Source organism: Sphingobium sp. TomTYG74 (genome assembly GCF_055393875.1).
In genome coordinates, this window is sequence record NZ_AP027341.1 from 1,650,606 (window position 1) to 1,672,014 (window position 21,409).

14 protein-coding genes and 1 tRNA gene are annotated in these 21,409 nt (G+C 59.8%); 7 read left to right on the forward strand and 8 right to left on the reverse strand.

Annotated elements, in window-relative coordinates; all coding sequences use genetic code 11:
• The first annotated feature begins 21 nt into the window (after window positions 1–21).
• Window positions 22–4,278 carry a DNA-directed RNA polymerase subunit beta' gene (rpoC, locus tag ACZ5TB_RS08360; protein WP_464790866.1) on the forward strand — a complete coding sequence of 1,419 codons (4,257 nt, stop codon included), beginning with the start codon at window positions 22–24 and terminating at the stop codon, window positions 4,276–4,278.
• A gap of 215 nt (window positions 4,279–4,493) precedes the next feature.
• Window positions 4,494–4,567: transfer RNA gene (locus tag ACZ5TB_RS08365), tRNA-Gln, on the forward strand.
• 191 nt (window positions 4,568–4,758) lie between these two features.
• Here ACZ5TB_RS08365 and ACZ5TB_RS08370 read toward each other — a convergent pair.
• Together ACZ5TB_RS08370 and ACZ5TB_RS08375 are read right to left on the reverse strand one after the other, a co-directional pair.
• Window positions 4,759–5,808, reverse strand: coding sequence for a hypothetical protein (locus ACZ5TB_RS08370; RefSeq protein WP_464790867.1), 1,050 nt, complete (start codon window positions 5,806–5,808; stop codon window positions 4,759–4,761).
• A 211-nt stretch (window positions 5,809–6,019) separates the two neighbouring features.
• Window positions 6,020–6,697 carry a TetR/AcrR family transcriptional regulator gene (locus ACZ5TB_RS08375; RefSeq protein WP_464790868.1) on the reverse strand — a complete coding sequence of 226 codons (678 nt, stop codon included), beginning with the start codon at window positions 6,695–6,697 and terminating at the stop codon, window positions 6,020–6,022.
• Between the two features lie 347 nt (window positions 6,698–7,044).
• Between ACZ5TB_RS08375 and ACZ5TB_RS08380 the strand changes: the two genes are divergently transcribed.
• On the forward strand, window positions 7,045–7,626 hold the full coding sequence (locus tag ACZ5TB_RS08380) for a nitroreductase family protein (protein ID WP_464790869.1): 582 nt from the start codon (window positions 7,045–7,047) through the stop codon (window positions 7,624–7,626).
• Window positions 7,627–7,781: 155 nt separating this feature from the next.
• Here ACZ5TB_RS08380 and ACZ5TB_RS08385 read toward each other — a convergent pair whose 3' ends face one another.
• The 4 genes from ACZ5TB_RS08385 to ACZ5TB_RS08400 form a co-directional block, all read right to left on the reverse strand.
• A complete protein-coding gene (locus ACZ5TB_RS08385; RefSeq protein ID WP_464790870.1) occupies window positions 7,782–8,189 on the reverse strand; it encodes a VOC family protein in 408 nt (135 codons plus the stop codon).
• Between the two features lie 42 nt (window positions 8,190–8,231).
• The gene (locus ACZ5TB_RS08390; protein ID WP_464790871.1) at window positions 8,232–10,730 is read right to left on the reverse strand and encodes a TonB-dependent receptor; all 2,499 of its coding nucleotides are present in this window, start codon (window positions 10,728–10,730) and stop codon (window positions 8,232–8,234) included.
• Between the two features lie 347 nt (window positions 10,731–11,077).
• Window positions 11,078–12,145 (reverse strand): hypothetical protein, encoded by a 1,068-nt coding sequence (locus tag ACZ5TB_RS08395; protein ID WP_464790872.1) that lies wholly within the window; start codon window positions 12,143–12,145, stop codon window positions 11,078–11,080.
• 270 nt (window positions 12,146–12,415) lie between these two features.
• Window positions 12,416–12,892 carry an Lrp/AsnC family transcriptional regulator gene (locus ACZ5TB_RS08400; RefSeq protein WP_464790873.1) on the reverse strand — a complete coding sequence of 159 codons (477 nt, stop codon included), beginning with the start codon at window positions 12,890–12,892 and terminating at the stop codon, window positions 12,416–12,418.
• Between the two features lie 118 nt (window positions 12,893–13,010).
• Between ACZ5TB_RS08400 and alr the strand changes: the two genes are divergently transcribed.
• Both alr and ACZ5TB_RS08410 read left to right on the forward strand, forming a co-directional pair.
• Window positions 13,011–14,141: an alanine racemase gene (gene alr, locus ACZ5TB_RS08405; protein WP_464790874.1), complete on the forward strand. Its 1,131-nt coding sequence runs from the start codon at window positions 13,011–13,013 to the stop codon at window positions 14,139–14,141.
• Complete coding sequence (locus ACZ5TB_RS08410) at window positions 14,138–15,391, forward strand: D-amino acid dehydrogenase (protein WP_464790875.1); 1,254 nt, start codon at window positions 14,138–14,140, stop codon at window positions 15,389–15,391. The genes alr and ACZ5TB_RS08410 overlap by 4 nt, the downstream gene beginning before the upstream one ends.
• A gap of 96 nt (window positions 15,392–15,487) precedes the next feature.
• On the opposite strand, the gene ACZ5TB_RS08415 is transcribed toward ACZ5TB_RS08410, so the two are convergent.
• A complete protein-coding gene (locus ACZ5TB_RS08415) occupies window positions 15,488–17,128 on the reverse strand; it encodes an FAD-binding protein (protein ID WP_464790876.1) in 1,641 nt (546 codons plus the stop codon).
• Window positions 17,129–17,338: 210 nt separating this feature from the next.
• Here ACZ5TB_RS08415 and ACZ5TB_RS08420 point away from each other — a divergent pair, with 210 nt between their 5' ends.
• Window positions 17,339–18,130, forward strand: a complete 792-nt coding sequence (locus ACZ5TB_RS08420) for an SDR family NAD(P)-dependent oxidoreductase (protein ID WP_464790877.1) — start codon at window positions 17,339–17,341, stop codon at window positions 18,128–18,130.
• A 127-nt stretch (window positions 18,131–18,257) separates the two neighbouring features.
• Window positions 18,258–19,781: a glycerol kinase GlpK gene (gene glpK / locus ACZ5TB_RS08425; protein ID WP_464790878.1), complete on the forward strand. Its 1,524-nt coding sequence runs from the start codon at window positions 18,258–18,260 to the stop codon at window positions 19,779–19,781.
• A 15-nt stretch (window positions 19,782–19,796) separates the two neighbouring features.
• Here glpK and ACZ5TB_RS08430 read toward each other — a convergent pair whose 3' ends face one another.
• Complete coding sequence (locus ACZ5TB_RS08430; RefSeq protein ID WP_464790879.1) at window positions 19,797–21,314, reverse strand: malonate--CoA ligase; 1,518 nt, start codon at window positions 21,312–21,314, stop codon at window positions 19,797–19,799.
• Window positions 21,315–21,409 lie beyond the last annotated feature (95 nt).

The window sequence follows — 21,409 nt, forward strand, 5'->3', positions numbered from 1 at the left end:
CCTCATGAGGGAATGAAAAAGATGAACGAACTGACCAATTTCGCCAACCCGGTCCAGAAGGCCGAAACCTTCGACCAAATCCAGATCGGCCTCGCCTCGCCAGAGCGTATCCGCAGCTGGTCCTTCGGCGAGATCAAGAAGCCGGAAACCATCAACTATCGCACGTTCAAGCCCGAGCGTGACGGCCTGTTCTGCGCGCGCATCTTCGGTCCGATCAAGGACTATGAATGCTTGTGCGGCAAGTATAAGCGCATGAAATATAAGGGCATCGTCTGCGAAAAGTGCGGTGTCGAAGTCACGGTTTCGAAGGTCCGCCGCGAACGCATGGGCCATATCGAACTGGCCGCGCCCGTCGCGCACATCTGGTTCCTGAAGTCGCTGCCTTCGCGCATCGGCCTGCTGCTCGACATGCAGCTCAAGCAGCTTGAGCGCGTACTGTATTTCGAAAGCTACATCGTCACCGAACCGGGCCTGACCCCGCTCGAAAAGTTCCAGCTTCTGAACGAAGACGAACTGCTCGACGCGCAGGACGAATATGGCGAAGACGCCTTCTCCGCCGGGATCGGCGCGGAAGCGGTCAAGCAGATGCTGATGGACCTCGACCTTGAGGGCGAGAAGCAGGCGCTGCTCGACGAGCTGGCCGTCACCAAGTCGGAACTGAAGCCCAAGAAGATCATCAAGCGCCTCAAGGTAGTTGAGTCCTTCCTGGAATCGGGCAACCGTCCAGAATGGATGATCCTGGACGTCGTGCCGGTCATCCCGCCCGAACTGCGCCCGCTGGTGCCGCTCGACGGTGGCCGCTTTGCGACGTCGGACCTGAACGATTTGTATCGCCGCGTCATCAACCGTAACAACCGCCTGAAGCGCCTCATGGAACTGCGCGCGCCGGACATCATCGTCCGCAACGAAAAGCGCATGTTGCAGGAAGCCGTCGACGCCCTGTTCGACAACGGCCGCCGCGGCCGCGTCATCACCGGCGCCAACAAGCGTCCGCTCAAGTCGTTGTCCGACATGCTCAAAGGCAAGCAGGGCCGCTTCCGTCAGAACCTGCTCGGCAAGCGCGTCGACTATTCGGGCCGTTCGGTCATCGTGACCGGCCCGGAACTCAAGCTGCATCAGTGCGGCCTGCCCAAGAAGATGGCGCTCGAACTGTTCAAGCCCTTCATCTACGCCCGCCTCGACGCCAAGGGTCTGTCCATGACCCTGAAGCAGGCCAAGAAGTGGGTCGAGAAGGAGCGCAAGGAAGTCTGGGACATCCTGGACGAAGTAATCCGCGAGCATCCGGTCATGCTGAACCGCGCGCCGACGCTCCACCGCCTCGGCATCCAGGCGTTCGAACCCGTGCTGATTGAAGGCAAGGCAATCCAGCTGCACCCGCTCGTCTGCTCGGCCTTCAACGCCGACTTCGACGGTGACCAGATGGCCGTCCACGTGCCGCTCTCGCTGGAAGCCCAGTTGGAAGCCCGCGTGCTGATGATGTCGACCAACAACATCCTCTCGCCCGCGAACGGCAAGCCGATCATCGTTCCCTCGCAGGACATGGTTCTGGGTATCTATTACCTGTCGATGGAGCGCGAAGGCGAGCCGGGCGAAGGCATGTTGCTGGCCGACATGCAGGAGGTCCATCAGGCCCTCTATGCCAAGGCCGTGACGCTGCACTCGAAGATTATCAGCCGCGTGCCGCAGACCGACGAAGCCGGTCAGCAGTATATGAAGCGCTTCGAGACAACGCCGGGCCGCATGCTGCTGGGCGAATGTCTGCCCAAGTCGCACAAGGTGCCCTTCGACGTCGTCAACCGCCTTCTGACCAAGAAGGAAATCGGTGACGTCATCGACCAGGTCTATCGCCACACCGGTCAGAAGGACACGGTGCTGTTCGCCGACGCCATCATGGCGTTGGGCTTCCGCCACGCGTTCCAGGCCGGCATTTCGTTCGGCAAGGACGACATGGTGATCCCGGATTCGAAGGAAGGCACCGTTGCCGAGACCAAGGCGCTGGTGGCTGACTATGAGCAGCAGTATCAGGACGGCCTGATCACCCAGCAGGAAAAGTACAACAAGGTCATCGACGCCTGGAGCCGTTGCGGCGACGTGGTGGCGAACGCCATGATGGACGAGATCCGTGCCCAGCCCAAGGATCCGCAGACCGGCCGTATGGCCCAGATCAACTCGATCTATATGATGGCGCACTCCGGTGCCCGTGGTTCGCAGGCCCAGATGAAGCAGCTGGCCGGTATGCGCGGCCTGATGGCCAAGCCTTCGGGCGAGATCATCGAAACGCCGATCATCTCGAACTTCAAGGAAGGCCTGACCGTCCTTGAATACTTCAACTCCACCCACGGCGCTCGTAAGGGTCTGGCCGACACCGCGCTCAAGACGGCGAACTCGGGTTACCTGACCCGCCGTCTGGTTGATGTGTCGCAGGACTGCACCATCGTCGAGGAAGATTGCGGCACCGAAAAGGCGCTGGAGATGAAGGCCATCGTTCAGGGTGGTTCGGTCATCGCCTCGCTCGGCGAGCGCATCCTAGGCCGCACCACGGCGCAGGACATCGTCGACAGCAAGGACGGCAGCATCGTCATCCCGATCGGCACCCTGCTCGACGAAGCCATGATCGCGCAGATCGAGGCTATCGGCACCCAGGCCGTGAAGATCCGCAGCCCGCTGATCTGCGAAAGCCGGATGGGCGTGTGCGGCAAATGCTACGGCCGTGACCTCGCCCGCGGTACGCCGGTCAATATCGGCGAAGCGGTCGGCGTCATCGCGGCGCAGTCCATCGGTGAACCAGGCACGCAGCTTACCATGCGTACCTTCCACATCGGCGGCGCGGCGAACTTCAACGAAACGTCGAACCTGGAAGCCCTGTCGGACGGCACGATCGAGCTGCGCGACATGCCGACCATCACCGACAAGAATGGCCGTCGCCTGTCGCTCGCCCGCAACGGCGAGATCGCGATCATCGACTCCGAAGGTCGCGAACGCGAAACGCACCGCCTGCCTTACGGCGCGACCATCCTGTTTGCGGATGGCGACACCGTGAAGAAGGGTGAGCGCTTTGCCGAGTGGGATCCGTTCACCATGCCGGTGATCACGGAAAAGCCGGGTATCGTGAAGTATGTCGACCTGATCGACAACAAGACGCTGACCGAGCAGACCGATGAAGCCACCGGCATCGCCCAGCGCGTCGTTATCGAACATCGCGGGTCCGCCCGTACCAAGGAAGATCTGCGTCCCCGCCTCACCCTGCTCGACGATCAGTCGGGTGAAGCCGCTCGCTACATGCTGGCGGTGGGTGCGACCCTGTCGGTCGATGACGGTGCGCAGGTGCAGGCCGGTGACGTGCTGGCGCGTGTCTCTCGCGAAGCCGCGAAGACCCGCGACATCACCGGCGGTCTGCCGCGCGTCGCCGAACTGTTCGAAGCCCGCAAGCCCAAGGACAATGCGATCATTGCCAAGGTGTCGGGCCGCGTCCAGTTCCTCAAAGATTACAAGGCGAAGCGCAAGATCGCCATCAATCCCGAGGATGGCGGCGAGCCGGTCGAATATCTGATCCCCAAGAGCAAGGTGATCGACGTTCAGGAAGGCGACTTCGTGAAGCGCGGCGACAACCTGATCGGCGGTTCGCCCGATCCGCATGACATTCTGGAAGTCCTCGGCATCGAGCCACTGGCCGAATATCTGGTCGCCGAAATCCAGGAAGTCTACCGCTTGCAGGGCGTGAAGATCAACGACAAGCACATCGAAACGATCGTTCGTCAGATGTTGCAGAAGGTCGAGATCATCGAGTCCGGCGACACCACGCTGCTGGTGGGCGAGCAGATCGACCGCGAGGAAATGGACGAGATCAACGCCAAGCTTCAGCCGGGCTTCGCGCCCGCCGCTGGCAAGCCGGTGCTGCTCGGCATCACCAAGGCTTCGCTCCAGACGCGCTCGTTCATCTCGGCGGCCTCCTTCCAGGAAACCACTCGCGTCCTCACGGAAGCGGCGGTTCAGGGCAAGAAGGACACGCTGGTCGGCCTCAAGGAAAACGTCATCGTCGGCCGCCTCATTCCGGCGGGCACTGGCGCGGGCATGAACCGCATGCGCGTTGCCGCCTCTTCACGTGACGCGGCGATGCGCGCCGCCCTGCGGGCATCGAGCCAGGTAGACCTGATCGCGCCCAAGACGGCTGCTGAAGAGCATGCTGCCGAACTCGCACAGGGTCCGGAAGCCGCCATTGGCGACGATCCGCTCGGCGCGGTCCAGGGTGAGGACTTCACCACCCAAGATCTCGACTGACGCTTTGAAATCGCGGGAACCGCTTCCTATCTCGGATAGCGGCTCCCAAGCCCATCGATCCCGCAAGGGAAGATGAAAGAGCCCGCCGGACGCGTCAGCAGTCCGGTGGGCTTTTTCCTGACCGAACTATGCGGCATTTTCCGGCGCAAGCCCCTTGACCAGCCGATCCAACCAGCTTATTTGCGCGCTTCCGATGCGGGCTACACCCGCCTTGGTGCCCGATCCTCTAATGGTAAGAGAGCGGACTCTGACTCCGTCAATCAAGGTTCGAATCCTTGTCGGGCATCCAGATTTTTCACTACATAGCATGAACCTAGCGACCCAGCGCCCGCGCATTGGTCCCGACTTCGTGTCGCGGCGCGCTGAGCAGATCCATCAAAAATCCCGATGGCGACCAAGCTCTGTCGAGATTTTTAGGTGACGCAGTTCGGAATAGCGTCAATTAAGATCTGTCGGCTCCGGTTCCGTCAGCACCTAGCACTAAGTTGCTGGGCAGCGCGGTAGAGCATCGGTTACCGCAGGACGGTCCAGCGAACCGCTTCCGCGATAGTCAGTTCCAACCAAGAGGCAATAGCCAGACGCCGTATCAGCCTTACGCCGAGGCGGTCCATCGGGGATAACTGGCGCTATAACGTCTTTCCTTGCCGGCATGGCCACGGGCTGACGTGCAACAGGGCGAGCCGAGGTGATCCGCTGGCCAGTGGTTTGCACTGCTGGCATCGGAGGAGGGGCTGCCGGTGGCAGTGCTGTTGGTAATGTTTCCCGGGTCACTGCCGCAAACACGGGCGTCGGCGTGCCCATCTTCACCACCTGAAATTCAAACGGATAGGTTTCGCCGTTCAATGAAACGTGCAGCCGCACCCGCTTTGGCAGTCGCTTGTCCCGGAACTTCGCCAGCACAACCTTGCCAGCATAACTATCACCCGGATCAACCGTCGTGAGCTGTAGGACGTTTTCGCCCAGCGCATCGGTTGTGCGGTCTAGTTGATCCTGCACAGCATTGATCGCCAGACTCGTCTCAGCGCCCACGACAGCAGCGTTGTAGCCAGCATATGGGTTGGAGAAGCGCGCCGTGAGGGTGGACGTTCCACCCCATGATGAACGATAGGTGCTGTGATATGTGGTGGGGCGTGTCGCACTGTAGGCAGCGAGGCCGCCAAGAAAAGCCAGACCGATCTGCTGCCAGCGCGCCCGGTCCTGCTTCTTCTTAATCAGTTCCTCAACAGTCATCACCTTATACGGAACGCCATCGACCGTTGCCGTCACATTCTCGATACCGACGTTAATGGGCACGCCCGCGCGATTGAACACAGCCACTGTGAACACGAGGCTGCCGCGATCGATGGTGAAGGGCGACACCTGCACCGCGCCCAACTGCTGTTCGAGATCCAGCGTCACCTTGCCCTTGTAGTAGCGCGCCGTTTCAGGCCCGAGCTGTATCGCCTGGATGAGGACGGGATCACGCGCTTGCGCCGGAAGGACGGGAGAGATGATGAGCGCCGTTGCCAGCGTGAGCTTGAAATAACCCATGTCGCTCTACCCCCTGCTAAACGAACAACCAATGCGACTCGGTTATGTTTATTATCAATAATCTGAGGGAAATTACGAAACCGGAACAATATATCGAAGGTGATAGTCCAGCTATCTATTCTGGGACGTCGGCGCCGCTGAACCGAATAAATTCACTGCGCGCGGCGCGAAGATCTGTTTGAAGAGCTCCTGCTCCCGACCCCAATTACCGTCACGCAGCCGGGCGAAGCCCTCTCACTTCATCGGGAGTGATGGTCTTGGCAAGATTGATCAGAGATTTGACGGCAAAAGCCTTCAGTTGCGGCATCTTGGCCTCCCACGGCTTGCCATATCCCGCCAATATCGTTGACCCTTCGATCGACGTGTTGATGAACAGGGTCACGATGTCGACTTCCTCCGGGGAAAGCGCCGGGTTGAGTTCGGCGACATAGGAAGCCATCAGATTGTGCATATACTGATTGACCATCTCGACCCGTTCCGCGACGAACTGATTGTGGTTCGCCATCGCCCACAATTCGGTAAACAGGTGGGTGATCTTCTTCGTCTTCGTTTCGTCCAAGGTGCCTCCGATGACCAGCGCGAGCGCTTCTTCGGCGGGTAATCCCTGATTGGTGAGGCTGACCCTCGCCTCGCCCACGGTCGGGCTCAGCAGTTCGTCCAGCAGCACCTGAACCAGCATTTCCTTACGCGGGAAATGACGGCTCACATTTCCGACCTTCATCCCACATTCGGCAGCAATCCGGCGAAGGGTGAACGCAGATGCGCCCTCATCGACGAGAACGTGCAACGCGGCCTTGAGGATTGCATCGACCGTGTCGGACCCCCGGGAATATACTCCCGGGCGAGGAGGAGCGACAAGCTTGGCCTTTTTCACCTTAAGATCAGTCATACTCCCCCGTAGCGCTGATTTGAATTGATGAAAAGTTCTGCTCGTATGTCATCTGACCATTCAGTTTATGAAAAGTCGATAGCGTTATTCACCCTTCGCGACATGGTTATCAAAAGGCTACCCGCTCCAACTTTCCGCTATCCTGCTACGAAGGTTGCACGCGCGGAAGGCCCTCGGGCAACCATGATCAATAGTAACCGCAGAACATAATGGTCCGAAGCGCGACCCTGCGATCGTCGCCGCTGTCCGGACGTTGACATACGACAACTTTTAGTCAAGCATTTCTGGTGATCTGCAGCGATAAGCCTGTGTGAAATCGATCTTGTTTGCAAAGGACCCTTAAAGACATGACGCTCAACCGGGAAACCGATACGGCCCTCAACCCTTTGTTTCTAAATCGCTGGTCGCCGCGCGCCTTTGATGGCTCCGTCATGCCCGCTGACGATCTGCGCACCATATTGGATGCCGGACGCTGGGCGCCCTCTTCCTTCAATTATCAGCCCTGGCGCTTTCTCTATGCGACGCGTGACGACGCCGCCAATTGGGCGCGTTTCCTCGATCTGCTGATCCCCTTCAACGCGATCTGGGCCAAGGAAGCCTCGGTACTTTTGTTCATCCTGAGCGAAACGACCATGGGGGCGCCGGACAAGCCCAGCCATTCGCACAGCTTTGACGCTGGCGCCGCCTGGTCGGCCATAGCGCTGCAATCGACCCTGATGGGCTATCACGCCCATGGCATGGTCGGGATCGATATGGACAAAACCAGGACGGAGCTGGGCGTTCCGGACGGGTTCCGGATAGAAGCCGCCGTAGCGATTGGCCGGATGGGCGACCCCGCGTCTCTTCCGGAAAAGCTGCAGGCGCGCGAAGAACCCAGCAACCGCAAGCCTCTCGAAGAGATTGCCTATTCCGGCAACTTCTGCGGCTGACTTGAAACTGCGGCGCCGATCATCGATCGACAAGCGCCGTTATGAAAGTTGGGGGAGGCACCATGTACCTCCCCCTTTCCCCTGATCCAGAAGCCTTCAAGCGCTGGACGTCACAAGATGATCGCTCACATTTGCACGCGTGATGACCACGCGCCTCACATGAGCTGCACCACCTCGATCAAATTGCCTTCGACGTCTTTGACGAAGGCCACATGTACGCCATGTTCGGGCTCCGGATGAGCAGCCACGACCACAACACCACCTGCGGCGGCGGCACTTTCCACGAACTGGTGGATGTCATCGGCGATGAACCCCAGGATAACCGACTCCGTGGCCGATTTTTCCACGTCGAGGAATTTCGTCAGCGTGAAGTTCCCCGTGCCCGGCGGATTTGACTTGAAGTACAGTTCCCGAATGGGACGCCCTGCGATTTCCGCATCGGCCTGCGCTTCCTCGACCAGGCCGCATACGGCGCCATAGAAGGCCGCAACCTTGTCAAGATCCTGCACGATCAGCTTGGTGAAGCCTAAAGGAACTACTTTATTCACATCTGACATATTCATCGCTCTTCATTATAAGCAAATTCAACCCTTCGGAACTTCAAGTCATTTTCCGAATGAGTAGCGCAGACGGACCCCGTACATTCTGGGTTCGCCGTATAATGTCGCAGTAAAGAACTGACTATTATAGGTGTTGCTGTTGCTGACACGATACAGCTTGTTCGTCAGGTTGGTCGCGTAGAAACCTACGTCCACACGGCTACCTGCAACATTCCGCCAATCGAGCGACAGGTTCAGCGTTCCGAATGGTTCAAGCCGCTCGCCCGGCTGATCCCCAGGAAGGCTGGTCCCCGCCGTATGCTGCGCCGACGTGTGTGAATAGTTCAAGAACATCGCAAGTGTGCCGAGATCGCTGCCAAGCGGCTGCTCTGCGGACACGTGGAAGCTGTAGATATACGGCGACACATATTGGAACGGGATGCAGGTCAGATCTACAGTCGCCGGAGCACTTATGACATTGCCGGTACAGTCCTGAGTGGGGCTGCTCGGCGCGAACTCATATTTCTTATATTTGGCATCTGTATAGCTGAACGTACCGCCGATCTCGACACCCGGAATCGGCCGCAGCGACGCTTCCGCCTCTATGCCCTGGATGCGCGCATCTGCGGAGAGAACCCTTGCGCCAGCGGCCCCAGTGTCGGGATTGAAGTCACCAGTCGCGCGCTGAATACCCTTATAGGTCAGATAATAATAGGTAGCGTTGAGCCGAAGCGGCATGCCCGCCAGTCGCACATCCGACTTGAAGCCCGCTTCATAGGATGTGACGAACTCCGGCGGGAAAGTTCGGGTGGTGGTAAACACCGCATTGGCGTTTATGCCACCAGCCTTGTAGCCACGGCTGATCTTGCCGTAGACGAGGAGCTCAGGCGAGAATCTGTAATCCACACCAATGTTCCAGGTCGGCTCATTGGTCTTCAGATTCGCCTCAAATGAGCAACCGGCGGCGTCTGGTGCGATCGTATTGTCGGCGAAGCAGAAGAATGCCCCTGGAGCGATTACCTGATACAGACCCGCCGAGCCGCTGACCCTATCCCAAGTGTACCGAATGCCGCCGGTGACCTTCAGGTTCTGCAATGCAGGCGAAACCAGTCCCAAATCCAGCGTCGACTGCGCGTATAGCGCTTTGGACGTATTGGTGATCGCATATCTTATGTCGTATACGCCGCAAACCAATGGGTTGCCCGTGAACAAAGCTGGACAGAAGCCAGTTGCACCCGCCCCCTGAGTCCCGGCCGGACGCTGATCATAGTAGAATGCGCCTGCGGTAAAGGTGAGCAGCTTGTCAAACAAATCGCCCTGAAGCTGCAATTCCTCGGTGAAAACCTTGATATCATCGCGCGGCAGGCGTGTCGGCGAAGCATTATCGTAGACGACCGGGGTGCCGTCACCGGGCAAAGTGACAACGCCGGGAGCCGGATAGTTTCTTGGATCGCCATCGTCGAACTGGAAGATGGTGCCGTCACTGTCGACGGCATATGTCGTCTTGAAGCGTTGATAGCTGACTATGTTACGCAGCGTCAGTTCTTCGTTCAGATTGAGCGTGGAAGTATTGGTAACACCCCAGGTCTTCGTCCTTTGAAACGAATTGGTGCCATGGGCTGTTTGTCTGGGTCCACGAGCATCTGCTTCAGCGCCAGCCGCCCTGTAGACGTCGCACGATGCGCTAAAGCCAGGGATTGTCGGTCCTTCAACGCAGAAAGGAAGGCCGACAAAACTGGTGGCCGCCAGTCCCGCAACGTTGAGATGCGTGTTGACCGTACCGGTCCCATGGGTCCGGGAATTCGCCCCATAGGCCATGGTATAATTTTCAAAAGTCTCGGTCGGCCGCAGCGTCAGCCCAACGCGCCCGGAATACCAGTGCAAATTATCGCGATCGGTGTTCCAGACCACGTCCCGCGTATAGCCATCACGATCCTGATAGGCTCCGGCCACCCGCAGCAAAACCTTGTCATCCACGATCGGGACGTTGATCGCGCCTTCAAGTTCCTTGTTTTCGTAATTACCGAACTTGCCCTGAACATATCCTTCAAAGTCGTTCTTCGGCTTTTTGGGAACGAGCAGCACCGCGCCGCCAGTCGTGTTACGTCCGAACAAGGTTCCTTGCGGGCCGTTCAGGACCTGGACATTCTCCAGATCTACGAAATTACCGGCACCGCCTTGTTGAGGAATTGAGATCGGCGCGGGCAGCGGCACTTCGTTCAGATAGACAACCACGCCAGGCGACGCCTGGAAAGTCGCACCCTGCCCTCGGATCGTAAAGCTTTGCGCTTCACGTGAGGGATTGCCGTTGTTGCCAACCACCAGAGAGGGAACCGTCGCCTGCAAATTTTGCGGCTGCGTTATGCCTTGCTGCTGGAGACGCTCTGGCGAAAATGCCGTGATCGCGATGGGAACGTCCTGCGCGCGCTCGTCACGGCGCTGCGCGGTAACGACGATTTCATCCGGGGCCGAGTTCACGGTTGAACCAGCGGCCGATTGGGCCTGTGCCTGCGCGGCTCCCGCAATGCACAACGCCGTCATGCCGGACGCGTAAAGAATCTTCATTCCATTTTGAACTGATCGCATCATTGCTACTCCCCTTTTGTAGCAATGCCCTATCTACCCAGGACATCGCGGTAACTGGCACTGTAGTATTTACCGGTTCGTCGGCGATCGGGATTTATGTTCTTCCAATCAGCGCTTTGACTGACCGATCCCAATTTCGCCTGTGTAATAGTTGACGTATTTCAACCATTGTCAAGACGAAATCATTGCGGCCCACGCCCACGGAAAATTACATTTATGGCTGGCATCATGGGCGGCACGCAGCATCGCACGCCCCGAAACGCAAATGGCGAGCCGTTCCCGGCCCGCCATTCGTTTGTACCTTATGATATGCGGACGATCCGCTATCAGGCCGCGAGCGGCGCCTCGTCCATGTCAGCCGGAATGTTCGTCGGACCGTTCACGGCGAACACCTGGCTGAGCATGCCGATGAACGCGCGATCGGTCAGAGGATCGGTCGGCGTTTCGAACTGAGCGCCACGGTTGCGGGCTTCGTCCATAAGCATGTTCAACGCCTGGTCGTGCGTGATGTCGTCCGTGTGGTCGAACGTCCGCTTCAGGTCGGCCATGTCCATGAACACCCGTGCGCCCCAATGAACCAGCAGGCGCACTTCATCTGCCGGCAACTGCTGATTGACCACGCCGTTGGTCTCGATACGCCAACCGCCTTCGACCGTCGGATCGGGCGCCATTACGCTGCTGATATCCAGACCTTCGGAACGACGCATCGCAAGCGGGCCGGTCGCCTGAGCGTGGTGGAACATCATCTCATTCTCGGCAACGACCGCGCGACCCCACATAGGCGCAGTGATCTGCTTGGGTTCGCCCCGCGGACCGTCCGGCCAATAGTTGAATCCGCCGCCGATATTGCCCTTATAATACCAGCCGGTGACCTGCATCTTCTTGCTCCGCCACTGCTCGAACAGGCGCGACTTGGCCATCGTCAACAGAAGCCAGATCGGCGTGTTTTCCATGGTCATTCCGCGGAAGACCGTCCCATCGAGATGCGGCGGCCCACCGATAAGGGTCGGCCCCTGAATGTTGATCAGAAACGTCTCTGGCTCAGCATATTTCGCGCCCCAATAGTTGCGCGACATTTCGAGGAACTTGGAGTTATAATAGCAATCGTTCAATTCGGGATAGAAACATACACCCTGACGGGCGATGTACCCGCGAAATGTGCCGCTGCCTTGCAGTATCATGTCCCAGGTGAGGGTCATGCCTTCAGGGATTACGCCACCCACGGCAGCGATAACTTCTTCCGGCGACTTGAAATTCTCGGCCAGAATAAGCGGCCACGGGCCATTTTCCCGCACAACCTTGAATATCCGCTGACGCTGATCTTCCGTATAGGCGTTTTCGATCACGTAAGGCGGCGCTACCGGACGGAACTGGTCGGCAAAATCGGTAGTCATCAGGCACTCCATTGATAAACTGGACGTCGTCTCACTCCAATCGCCCGGAAATGCCGTTGGCCCGCCGCGATTCGAGGGGATGCGCTAACCGGATGTTGGACCATAAGTTGACGATCGTCAACTGTGTCAAAAATTAGAATTATGTAATGATCGCGCATTGTTCCGCCTGAGCGGAAATTGGCCGATTCCCCGTCGAAATCGCCTGGATGGTACAAGCGGACGCCGTCGCGGAGTCAGGCTGACCGATGTTCACCCGGGGAACGCCCTGCCCTAACGGCCTCTCGGCCCTGTTGATCGCGGGCTCAGCGCATCGCGCATCGCGACGCTTGAGTTGATGCGCGCTACGCCCGGCATCCGGGACAGGATTTCACTGTGGATGATCTCATAGGCAGCAACGCTTTCCGTTTCGACGCGCAGCCAATAATCCGTCCCGCCCGTCATCAGGAAACATTCGCGGATCTCCGGACATTGTCTGACGGCATGTTCAAAACGCGCCAGATAATCTTCGGTCTGCCTGTCGAGCGTTACCTGCACCAATATGTTCACGCTATTCTCGCCGACCCGCAGGGGGCCGGTGAGCACCGTATAACCGCGAATGACCCCCGCATCTTCCAGCAGCTTGATCCGTCGGTGACAGCTTGACGGCGACAGCCCGACTTCCTCGGCAATCTCGGAATTGGGACGTCTTGCATTGAGCCTCAGCAAGCGCAGAATCGCACGATCGGTCTGATCCAGTCCTACGGCCATTTCGTCCAATTCCTTCGCATATTCTATCACGAATATTGATATTGTAGAACATGCTGCGTCACTTTGGGAGAAAAAGGCACAATCACCCCTTTACAAAATGCATGAGGGGGATCGCTAAATGGGATCGTTGGATTGCGCGGGCGCGGTGCTACGCATCGATTTGGATGCCCTTGTCGAAAACTACCGCATCATCGCGCGCCGCGTGGCACCTGCGGAGGTGGCTGGCGTCGTCAAGGCTGACGCCTATGGCACTGGCGCTTCGGCGGTAGCGTCCGCCCTGCTGGACGCGGGTTGCCGCCGTTTCTTCGTGGCGCAACTGAACGAGGCGCTGGCGCTCAAACCTGACCTCCCCGACCACGTCCAGCTGTTCGTCCTTAACGGACTCCAGCCCGGAGCCGAAAGGCAGTGCCGGGACGCGGGCGCGACGCCAGTCCTTAATTCCCTCGATCAGATCAGACGCTGGTCCGGCCTGGCACAGGCAACGGGCCGCACCCTTCCCGCAGCGCTTCAGGTCGATAGCGGCATGTCACGGCTCGGCCTTTCCCCGGAAGAAGCGAAGGCGATCCTTGCTGACCGATCGCTCCTGAACGGCATCGACCTCGTGCTCATCATGAGCCACCTCGCCTGCGCCGACGACCCGTCTTCCGCCTTCAATGACCGACAGGTCGCGGCCTTCAACGATTTTGCCCGCCACTTCCCCGACGTGCCGCGTTCGCTCGACAATAGCGGCGGCAGTTTTCTCGATCACTCTCATTATGAGGTCGTGCGCGCCGGGATCGCGCTTTACGGCGGGGCGCCGCAGAACGGACTCAATCCCATGCGCCCGGTCGTTTCGCTGGAGGCGCGGATCGCGCAGCTACGCACTGTCGTTCCCGGAACAGGCGTTGGCTATGGCCTGTCCCACACGGCAGAGCGCGTATCGCACATCGCAACCATTCCTGTCGGCTATGCGGATGGCTGGCCGCGCCATCTCAGCAACTGCGGCGCGGCCTTCATCGGCAATATCAGGGTGCCGATCGTTGGCAGGGTATCGATGGACAGCATCACGCTCGATGTGACGGACGTTCCCGACATGCTGCTCTATCCTGGCGCGCCGGTCGAACTGCTCGGTCCACACCAGTCGATCGACGATGTCGCGGCCGATGCGGGCACCATTTCCTACGAAATCCTCACCCAACTCGGCCACCGATACGCCCGTGAATATCACGCCGCGCAGGCCGTCGAGCAAAAGCGGAGTATGACAGCATGAAGGTCGCCATTCTGGGAAGCGGGGTCATCGGCGTAACTTCGGCTTGGTATCTCGCCAAAGCGGGCCATGAAGTCGTCGTGATCGACCGGCAGCCTGGCCCGGCGCTGGAAACCAGCTTCGGCAACGCCGGAGAGATTTCGCCGGGCTATGCGTCACCCTGGGCCGCGCCTGGCATACCGATGAAGGCGCTGCGCTGGCTTTTCATGCAGCACGCGCCGCTCATCCTTCGCCCGACATTCGATGCCGCCATGTGGCGCTGGATGGTGGCCATGCTCGGCAATTGCACGGAAAAGGCCTATGCCGTGAACAAGAGCCGCATGGTGCGCCTGGCCGAGTTCAGCCGCGACCAAATCATCGCGCTCCGTCACGAAACCGGCATAGCCTATGATGAGCGGACCCAGGGCACGCTCCAGCTGTTCCGCGAACAGAAGCAAATGGACGGTATCGGCAAGGACGTAGCCGTGCTGAAGGCGGACGGCGTTCCCTTCGAAGTGCTCGACCGGGCAGGCTGCATCGCGGCCGAACGGGGCCTTGCAAACAGCGCATCGCCGATCGTAGGCGGCCTGCGCCTGCCCAATGACGAGACGGGGGATTGTTTCAAGTTCACCAACGCTCTTGCCGTCATGGCAAAGGCCGCGGGCGTCACTTTCCTGCACGATCACAAAATCGAACGTCTCGTTACGGATAATGGCGCGATCGATCATGTCGAAACCGACAAGGGACCGATCAAGGCAGACGCGTTCATCGTCGCGCTGGGCAGCTATTCCCCGCTGCTGGTCGCGCCGTTGGGGATCAAGCTGCCGGTCTATCCGGTGAAGGGCTATTCGATAACCGTTCCCATCACCGATGCGGAGCGCGCCCCCGTTTCAACGCTGCTGGATGAAAGCTTCAAGGTTGCCATCACGAGACTGGGCGACCGCATCCGGGTGGGCGGCATGGCAGAGCTTTCAGGCTTCTCGACAAACCTCCCGGACAAGCGTCGCGACACGCTGGAATATTCGGTTGAGTCCTTATTTCCGGCGTCCGGCAATCTTCGCCATGCCAGCTTCTGGTCGGGCCTGCGTCCCATGACGCCGGACGGCACACCCGTGATCGGTCCTACGCATATTCCGAACCTCTATCTCAACACCGGCCATGGCACACTTGGCTGGACCATGGCCTGCGGGTCCGGACATGTGATCGCGGACATTATTTCCAACCGGAAACCGGCAATCGAAACCGCCGATCTTTCCATAGCGCGATATCGCTGACGCTCGCGCGGGCACAAAAGACATGGCGCCATCGTCTCGCATATCTACGCGACGACGGCGCCCATTGCCCTAAAGATCGCTGGTCTGGCCCAATCTTTAGGCAGTCGCAGCGGCGCTGTGTCGCCCCGCAATCCAGGCGAATACCATGGCCGGGCCTAGCGTGGCCCCTGCACCGGGATAAGTCCTGCCCATGACCGGGGCCGCACAATTGCCTGCCGCGTAGAGCCCTTCGATGACACTGCCATCCGCGCGCAGCACCCGCGCATGTTCGTCGGCCATCAGTCCCCCCTTGGTACTCAGATCACCGGGATAAAAGCGCGTCGCGTAAAATGGCGCCTTGTCGATGGGGCCGAAGGACGGGTTCGGCTGATTGGCGGGATCACCATAATATTGGTCGTACACATTGTTGCCACGACCGAAATCCTCATCGAGGCCGGTCGCTGCCATGGCATTCACGCGCTCGACCGTCCGGTTGAGGCCCACCGCATCGATCCCGATTTTCGCAGCAAGCTGGTCAAGCGTCGGCGCCTTGATGAAGAAGCCGTTTTTCACCAGACCCCCGTTCATCCCCGGCGGGGTGCCTCCGAAGAAATAGCGACTGCGATAGCGAGCATCGAAGATCAGCCAGCTCGGCACTGCTCCCACGGTCTTGTCACGATCCAGCATGGCCCGCCCGGCGTTGACATAGGACGCCGCCTCATTCGTGTAGCGCTGCCCCGAAGAATCGACGATGATCGACCCGGGCAAGGTGCGTTCCCAGATGCCGACATTGATGGTGCCGTTCGGCAGGATCGACACGGGATACCATGTGGCAGCGTCCATCAGGGCGAGTTCGGCACCCACCGCCGCGCCAATCTGGTGCGCATCGCCGGTATCGCCGGGGCTGGCTGGGCTCCATTCGCCGCTGACCTCCTGAAACTGCTTGCGATACTGGCTGTTCTTCGCGAAGCCGCCGGTGGTCAGCAGCACGCCGCGCGGCGCCATGATCCGCCGTTCGGCCTCCCCATCGCCGATCACGACGCCCACCACTTTATCGCCGTCCTGGATCAGCGACTTGAGCGGGCTATCGAGAAGGACGGGTATGCCCAGGCGCTGAACGATGACCATCAGTTGCCCCATCAATGCCCCGCCCAGGCACAACGGCTCGCGCCCCCGCACGCGCCAGGCGACCGTGCGCGCGATAATGCCCATGAACCTGGAGAACGCCTTTAACGACCGCAACATCACCGGTATCACGGGCGCGTCATCGGTGCCCATAACCATCGACGGCATTTCCGACTTGCGCATCGTCTTGAGCCAATCGCCCAGCTTTTTGCCGTCGAAGTTCACGCCCTCCAGCGTCCGGCCCACGCGCGCGCCCGGCTGATCCTGATGATAATCGGGGTATCTTGGTGCCCGGACCCAACCAAGGCCCTGCTGTTCCAGGGCCAGCACCATCTGCGGACCAACATTCAGATAAGCGACCTTGCGCTCTTTACTGCTCGCCGGGCCGACATCCCCGATGGTCGCTTCCATATAGGCAAGCGCGGCCTCGAAACTGTCTTCCACCCCGTCCCGCTCCATCAGCGGATTGTTGGGTATCCAGACCCCGCCGCCAGAAAGCGCGCTCGTCCCGCCCCAACGGTCGGTTTTCTCGATGACCAGCGGATTGAGGCCGTTCAACTTGGCGGCAATCGCGCCGACCAGGCCACCCGCCCCACTTCCCACGACAATGAAATCAGCCTGATAATCGCGCAACGCTTTGCCCCTGTTTGTGTATTTGCCCAGGATTCCGCTGCATAGCGACGCTTCCCGACATGCAGCGTCTATAGCTATCCGACACCGCAAGTGAAGCGTAAGGGATAAATGGCGCTGGTGTACTTTCGCAGGAGCGTCAATATAATCGCTGACGCCTGTTCATCAGGTCTGCCCCGCCCAACATTTCCAATAAGTTTTAGGAGAGTGAGAATGTCCGACGATCGGCTGAACGGAAGGGTCGCAGTGATAACGGGCGGGGGCGATGGCATTGGCCTCGGCGTCGCTCGACGTTTTGCGCGCGCGGGCGCGACGGTAATCATCGCCGAATTCGATGCAGGCAAGGGAACGGCTGCGGCAGATGCGATTGTCGCAGAGGGCGGCCGGGCGCGCTTCGTGCGTACCGACGTCACGGATCGCGCGCAGATGGAGGCGGCCGTGGATGCGGCTGTCGATCAGTTCGGCAGCATCGATATATTGGTCAACAACGCCTATCGCGGCCGGGACTTTGCCCGCGCCGAAGCGATGGGCGACGAATATTTCCATGAATCCTTCGACATCAACCTGTTCGGTCCCAAATGGGCGATGATGCGCGCCTTTCCTCATATGAAAGCGAACGGCTGGGGGCGGATCATCAGCCTCTGTTCTCTCAACGGCGTCAACGCGCATATGGGGACTGCCGATTATAATGTGGGCAAGGAAGCGCTTCGCACCCTTACCCGCACCGTAGCACGGGAATGGGCCGGTCTTGGCATTTGCGCCAACATCATTTGCCCGGGCGCCGCATCCGCCTCATTCAACAATTTCAAAGCACTTCAACCCGAACTCGCCGCCGATGCCGAGCGCGCCAATCCGATGGGACGCATGGGCGACCCGGAAAGGGACATTGGCGGCGCAGCCTTGTTCCTGGCCAGCGAGGACGCGCGCTATGTCACCGGCAACACGCTGTTCGTGGACGGCGGGGGTCACATCAACGGCGTCAACTGGGTGCCCGATCTGCCCTGAGACGCCAGGGTGGATCGATCCTGCCTGCCCGCAGGCCGACTGACGCCAGTCGCGAATGTAGAGTAGAATAATCCAGATTCTGTGAGATCATGGTCGGCATGGGGATGAACCGCAGGCGGAGGGTAGGATGAAGGCGGTGCTCGCGATCGATCAGGGGACCACATCCACCCGATCACTGCTGATCGATGAAACAGCCGCCGTGCGAAGCGCCACGCAGACCGACTTGAAACAATATTATCCGGCCGACGGATGGGTAGAACATGATCCCGAAGCGATATGGCGCGACGTCGTGGCGACCGCGCGCGAGGCGTTGGACGAAGCGCATCGCACGGGGCTGGACGTTACCGCCATCGGGATCGCCAACCAGCGTGAAACCTGCGTGCTGTGGGACCGTGAAAGCGGACGGCCCATCCATTCGGCCATCGTCTGGCAGGACAGGCGCGGCGCCGATCTTTGCAGCCGGTTCATCGCGGATGGTCTCGAACCTGTAGTCACCAGCCGCACCGGCCTTCTGCTCGATTCCTATTTTACGGCCAGCAAGCTTGCCTGGCTGCTCGAAACAATCCCCGGTGCGCGCGACCGCGCGGAAAAGGGGCAACTGGCCTTTGGGACCATCGACTGTTTCCTGCTGTGGCGCCTGACAGCGGGAAAGGTGCACGCGACCGACGCAACCAACGCCAGCCGCACCTTGCTGTTCGATATTGCCAAGATGGCATGGTGTCCCGACCTGTGCCGAATGTTCGGCATTCCCATGCAGATATTGCCTGAAGTGCGGGAGAATGACTGCCTCTTCGGAACATCGGACAAGAATATCCTGGGCGTATCGCTCCCCATCGCGGGGATGGTTGGGGATCAACAGGCCGCATTGATCGGCCAGGGGTGCCTGAACCGGGGCGGCGCAAAGGTCACGCTGGGAACAGGTGGGTTCGCGATGCTGAACACAGGCGGGCAGATCTGCCGGTCGAAGCACCGGATGCTGTCCACCGTCGCCTGCTATTCAAATGGAAGCGTCAGCTACGCGATCGAAGGGGCATTCTTCGTCGCGGGCGCGGCCGTCCGGTGGACGCGGGACAGACTGGGCTTGGTCGCCACGGCCGCCGAGACCGAATCCATGGCGCGGTCCTTGCCCGACAATGGCGGCGTCTATCTCGTCCCCGCCTTTGTCGGCTTGGGCGCTCCGCACTGGAACCCACATGTAAGGGCGATGCTGACAGGGATGACCTTCGCCACGGGTCCTGAACATATCGTGCGTGCGGCGCTGGAATGCGTCGCCTACCAATGCGCGGACCTGCTGAACGCCATGGCGCTCGACAGCGCGGTCCAGCCTGATGAGCTCAAGATTGATGGCGGAATGGTGGCCAACGACTGGTTGTGCCAGTTCCTAGCCGACATATTGGACCTCACCATCATCAGGCCCGCCAACATCGAAACCACGGCACTGGGCGCCGCCTTCCTCGCCGGATCGGCGACGGGGGTCTGGACGGCACTCCCCGAAGCCGCGTCGCGCGTGACGCCCGACCGGCGGTTTAGCCCAACACTACCCGCTGTTCAGAGGGAGCGCTTCATCGCCGGTTGGCGCGGCGCGGTTGGCCAGGCCCTGAACGCTTCATCCCCGGAACGCCCCTCCTCTCAGCAATCACAGGACGTTTGAGGGAGCTTTAACCCTTCAACTCGCCTTGAAGCTATCCCGATAGGTTTCGCGTAGCACCGTCTTCTGGACCTTCCCCATCGTATTCTTGGGCAACTCCTGCACGAACACGAACCTTTTCGGCTGTTTGAAGCGTGCGAGCCTGTCCGCCAGTGCTGCGGCGATGGCCGATTGGTCGGTGAAGGACGGATCGCGCGCCACGATCGCGGCGACGACACCCTCGCCCAGGTCGGGATGCGGCACGCCCACGACGGCCGATTCATGGACTTGCTCCAGTTCGTCCAAAGCGGCTTCCACTTCGGCGGGATAGATGTTGTACCCGCCGGAAATGATCAGGTCCTTCGCGCGCCCTACTATGGAGACATAGCCTTGCTGATCGATCAATCCCAGATCGCCTGACATGAAATAGCCGTCGCGAAATTCGGCGGCGGTCTTTTCGGGCATGCGCCAATATCCCTGAAACACATTGGGACCGGCAATTTCGATCATCCCGACATCGCCCTGCTTCAGCACCTGGCCAGTTTCGGGGTCCGTGATGCGGATCGAAATTCCCGGCAGCGGCAGGCCCACGGTCCCCGCGATGCGTTCGCCGTCATAGGGGTTGGACGCGTTCATGTTCGTTTCGGTCATGCCATAGCGTTCCAGAATGGCGTGACCCGAACGTTCCAGAAATTCGCGGTGAATGTCGGCGGAAAGCGGCGCCGATCCCGACACGAACAAACGCATATGCCGCACGAGCGCCCGATCGAAGCGTGGGTCGCCGAGCAGGCGTATGTAGAAAGTGGGCACGCCCATCATCGTCGTCGCAGACGGGAGCGATTGCAACACCGCCTCCAGATCGAAGCGTGGATGAAAAATCATCGACGCGCCCGATGCGAGCACGACATTGGTCGCCACGAACAGGCCATGGGTATGAAAGATCGGAAGCGCGTGCAGCAGAACGTCATCCGCCGTGTAGCGCCAATAATCCCGCAGCGTCATCGCGTTGGACGCCAGATTGGCGTGGCTTATCATCGCGCCCTTCGACCGGCCCGTGGTGCCCGAAGTGTAGAGGATCGCGGCAAGATCGCTATCGTCCCGGTCGACTGTCGCAAATTGGGTAGCGCTTTCGCGTGCCAGTTCGACCAGGCTGCCGTCGCTGTCGCTGCCCATGGTTTCCACGGAGCCAACCCCGGCCTCGCTCGCAAGACCGGCAATTGCGGCCCGGTTCAGCGGATCACAGACGAACAGCACCGGGGCGGCATCGCGCATGAAATAGTCGAGCTCGCCAGCCGTATAGGCCGTATTGAGAGGCAGAAAGATCGCCCCCGCCCGCAAGCAACCCAGATAGAGCATGAGCATGTCGATGCTCTTTTCCGCCTGCACCGCAACCCTGTCTCCGACCTTCACGCCCAGCTGGCCGATGGCGTTGGCGAAGGCGGCCGAACGCTCCTCGACATCCTGGTAACTGATGACATTTCCATCCAGCATATGGGCGAACGGACGACGGCGATCCTCCGGGAAGCAGGCTTGGAGGCTGGTGTAAAGATTGGTCATGGCAGGCAGCTTTCACAGAGGCTCGGCAAGGATGAGTCCGAACGTTTCCCGAGGATGTGATGAACATCGGCGCATGCTTCACACCGCCAGATTTC